Annotated in this window: 2 protein-coding genes; one reads left to right on the top strand and one right to left on the bottom strand. The window is 36.5% G+C overall.

Annotation, left to right across the window (positions count from 1 at the left end):
- The first annotated feature begins 167 nt into the window (after positions 1-167).
- Positions 168-2,813 (top strand): phosphoenolpyruvate carboxylase, encoded by a 2,646-nt coding sequence (gene ppc / locus A9G30_RS03935; protein WP_065588122.1) that lies wholly within the window; start codon positions 168-170, stop codon positions 2,811-2,813.
- 18 nt (positions 2,814-2,831) lie between these two features.
- Here the strand turns inward: ppc and A9G30_RS03930 are convergent, their stop codons facing one another.
- Complete coding sequence (locus A9G30_RS03930; RefSeq protein ID WP_065588121.1) at positions 2,832-3,896, bottom strand: SEL1-like repeat protein; 1,065 nt, start codon at positions 3,894-3,896, stop codon at positions 2,832-2,834.
- Positions 3,897-3,990 lie beyond the last annotated feature (94 nt).

The raw sequence follows: 3,990 nt of genomic DNA, 5'->3' as shown, positions 1-3,990 counted from the left end.
AAACAATAAAAACCATAAAATTTTATTATTTAAATTCAAAGCAACATTGTTATAAAGTATATATCTTAAGCAAGTTAACCAACAATTATACCGATGTCATTAAACTGCCATTTTTTTCATGCATTTTAAAGGATCTTAGGCATAATAAAATCAAAAACGAGAAAATCATGAATAACCAATACTCCTCAATGCGAAGTAATGTCAATATGCTGGGTACTTTACTAGGCAATGCGATTAAACGTGCCACAGGCAATGAAACATTCGATTTAGTCGAAAAAATAAGACAATTATCAAAATCAGCTCAACAAGGAAACGTTCAAGCACATAATGAGCTACTCAAATTAATTGAAAATCTGAATGATGATGATTTATTGCATGTTGCACGCGCATTTAACCAATTTTTGAACTTAGTTAACACTGCTGCTGAGTATTATGGTATTTCACCGCATGGGGAAGCTTCTAGTAGCCCTAAAAAAATGACTGAATTATTTAGTACTCTAAAAAAACTTAATTTTTCAAATGAAACCATTACCAAAGCAATTAATGATTTATCAATTGAATTAGTATTAACCGCTCATCCAACTGAAATCAATCGTAGAACCATGATAAACACCTATACCGCAATTAATAGCTGTTTATCTCAGCTTGATCATGATGATTTAGCTGATTATGAGATAGAACGGATTATGCGACGCTTGAAACAGTTAGTTTGCCAAGCTTGGTATACCGATGAAATCCGAAAAAAACGCCCAAGCCCAATCGATGAAGCTAAATGGGGATTTTCTGTCATTGAAGATAGTTTATGGCAAGGTGTGCCTTTATTCTTACGTGAACTTAATGACCAGTTGGTTGATACTTTTGATGAACAACTCTCCGTTGAACATGTTCCCATAAAATTTACTTCATGGATGGGCGGTGATCGTGACGGAAATCCAAATGTGACAGCAAAAGTGACAGAAAAAGTAATGTTACAAGCTAGATTAAAGTCAATTGAATTATTTTTATCTGATATTCAAATACTTGTCCGTGAACTTTCAATGACAGAATGTAGCCAATCTGTTATCGATCTATTAGATGAAAAGAACAAAACCGTTTCCGAGCCCTATCGAGCCGTAATGAAACAGTTACGCACTCGTTTAATAAAAACTCACAATTATATTGAAGCTTTACTGAATAATGAACAAGTACTACCACCTAGAGATATTTTAATTAAAAACGAACAGTTATGGGCGCCACTTTATACCTGTTATGAATCATTAATTGATAATGGCATGTCAACAATTGCCCATGGTCCATTACTTGATACTTTACGGCGGATAAAAAGCTTTGGTTTACAGTTGGTTAGATTAGATATTCGCCAAGATAGTTCTGTACATATTCAGGCACTTGATGCGTTGACCCAAGAACTGAATTTAGGTAGCTATGCAAAATGGTCAGAGGAAGAAAAACAAGTATTTTTATTAACTGAGTTGCAATCTAACCGACCATTACTACCTTATAACTGGCAACCAGATGAAACGGTTCAAGAAGTATTAGATACTTGTCGAGTTATCAAAAAAGCAGGCGAAGAATCAATTGCTTCTTACGTAATATCAATGGCTAAGGCGCCTTCAGATATTTTAGCTGTTTACTTATTATTGAAAATCGTTGATTGCCAAAAGTATATCCCTGTTGCGCCATTATTTGAAACATTAGAAGACTTAAATAACGCTAAATCGGTTATGCAAAAGCTGCTGGATATACCTTGGTATCGTGACAAAATCCAAGGTAAGCAAATGGTGATGATAGGTTATTCTGATTCGGCTAAAGATGCAGGTACACTTGCCGCATCTTGGGCACAGTATCGATCGCAAGAAGAATTAGTTAGCTTATTTGAAAAATATAATATTAATTTAGTATTATTCCATGGTCGAGGTGGCTCAATTGGTCGTGGTGGTGCGCCTGCTCATGCAGCTCTACTTTCTCAACCACCTGGATCGTTAAAAAGTGGGCTTAGAGTTACCGAACAAGGTGAAATGATTCGTTTTAAACTTGGTTTACCAGAAGTTGCTCTCAGTAGCCTAATGCTTTATACCTCAGCGATTTTACAAGCCAATTTATTGCCCCCACCAGCACCAAAACAAGCATGGCGCCATCTTATGGATGAAATGTCGGAACTTTCCTGCAATTGCTATCGCAGTTATGTACGCGAAAGAGCTGATTTTGTTGATTATTTTAGAGCGGTAACGCCAGAGGTTGAATTAGGCAGATTACCACTAGGCTCCAGACCACAAAAACGTCGAACGGGAGGGGGGATTGAAAGCTTACGTGCTATTCCATGGATTTTTGCCTGGACACAAAACCGATTAATGCTACCATCTTGGCTTGGAGCCGGTAACGCACTGAGATCTGTCATCGAGGAGGGAAAAAAAGAGCTTCTTAAAGAAATGTATCACAAGTGGCCTTTTTTTAATGCTCGATTAGGCATGCTTGAAATGGTTTACGCCAAATCGGCGCCTGATATTCACGAATATTATGAGCAACGTTTGGTCGATCCTGCTTTATGGCCACTAGGCGAAGAATTAAGAAATTTGTTAACCCAAGATATCAATACTGTGCTAACGATCACCGATGATGTTAGTTTAATGGCTGATTTGCCTTGGATCGCACAATCTGTAGCCTTGCGTAATACCTATATTGAGCCATTAAACTTATTACAAGTAGAGTTATTAAGCCGTTCACGGAAACACTGCGGCGATGACAATATTATAGTAGAGCAAGGACTCATGATCACCATTTCTGGCATTGCAGCTGGTATGCGAAACTCTGGATAAAGCAAAAATACAGCACTTTTATTTTTTAGGTAATAAGTGTTCTAAATAGGTTTTAGCGTCTTGGTCTCCTTGTTCGCTAGCTTTAGTAAACCAATAAATGGCACGATCGTTATCTTGATCTGTGCCTTTACCTTCTAGATATTTAATGCCTAAATTATATTGTGCATCAACACTGCCTTGCTCTGCCGCTTTTAGATACCACTCAACGGCTTTCTTATCGTCTTTAGAAACACCACCACCTACATCATACATTACACCAATATTATATTGAGCATCAGCATTGCCAGCTTCGGCAGCTTTAGTAAACCAATATGCTGCTTGCGTATTATCAGGTTTAGCTCCGGTACCTGTGGCGTACATAATAGCTAAATTATACATAGCAAGTACGTGCCCCCGTTCTGCTGCTTGTGTATAAAAATAACTAGCAGCCATATAATCTTGGGTTAAACCATCTCCTTTTTCTGACATTAGTCCTAAATAATATTGCGCTTCTGGCATATTTTCTTTAGCTGCTTTACTAAACCAATCAGCCGCAATCATACGATCTTCTTTTATGCCATCACCAAAAAAATACATAATTCCAAGATTTAAATAAGCGTCATAAATCCCGCTATCACCTGCTTGTGTAAAATAATCAATTGCGGTCAATGTGTTTTTTTCAACACCTTCACCTTGTTGATACATTAAAGCTAAATTGTATTTAGCCAATGCATAATTTTGATCTGCCGCTAATTTGAAATATTTAACGGCTTCATTGAAATCGCGATTAGTACCCAAGCCACTTTGATACATTAATGCTAGATTATTTTGTGCTTTAGCTAGCCCCTGTTCTGCTGCTTTTTTATACCAGAAAAAAGCACGAACATCACTAACTTCAACGCCCAAGCCTTGTTTATAAACACTTCCTAACGAATATTGTGCTTCTGCATTACCTTTTTCTGCAGATAAACGCAAAGCGGGAAGCAATAAATCTGATTCTTTAAGCTTTAATTGAGTATCATCTGGCTGTGCCTTATAACTGGTGGCCTGTACACTATAAGAAATGGATAATAACAATACAAATAATAGCTTGATTTTTTTCATTTTTTCTAATTTTTATGAGATTACCTATAATTATACATAAATGCATCTAAAAGGAATAGTTTTTGTTTAAGACTTATTTGGGTTATTTTATTTA

It is taken from the genome of Gilliamella sp. Fer4-1, assembly GCF_001690515.1.
Lineage (GTDB): Bacteria > Pseudomonadota > Gammaproteobacteria > Enterobacterales > Orbaceae > Gilliamella > Gilliamella apicola_C.
This window is presented reverse-complemented; position numbering and strand designations above follow the sequence as displayed.

Coding starts and splice junctions, on each gene's coding strand:
- A9G30_RS03930 (WP_065588121.1), bottom strand. CDS start 3,896: ATGAAAAAAATCAAGCTATTATTTGTATTGTTATTATCCATTTCTTAT.
- ppc (WP_065588122.1), top strand. CDS start 168: ATGAATAACCAATACTCCTCAATGCGAAGTAATGTCAATATGCTGGGT.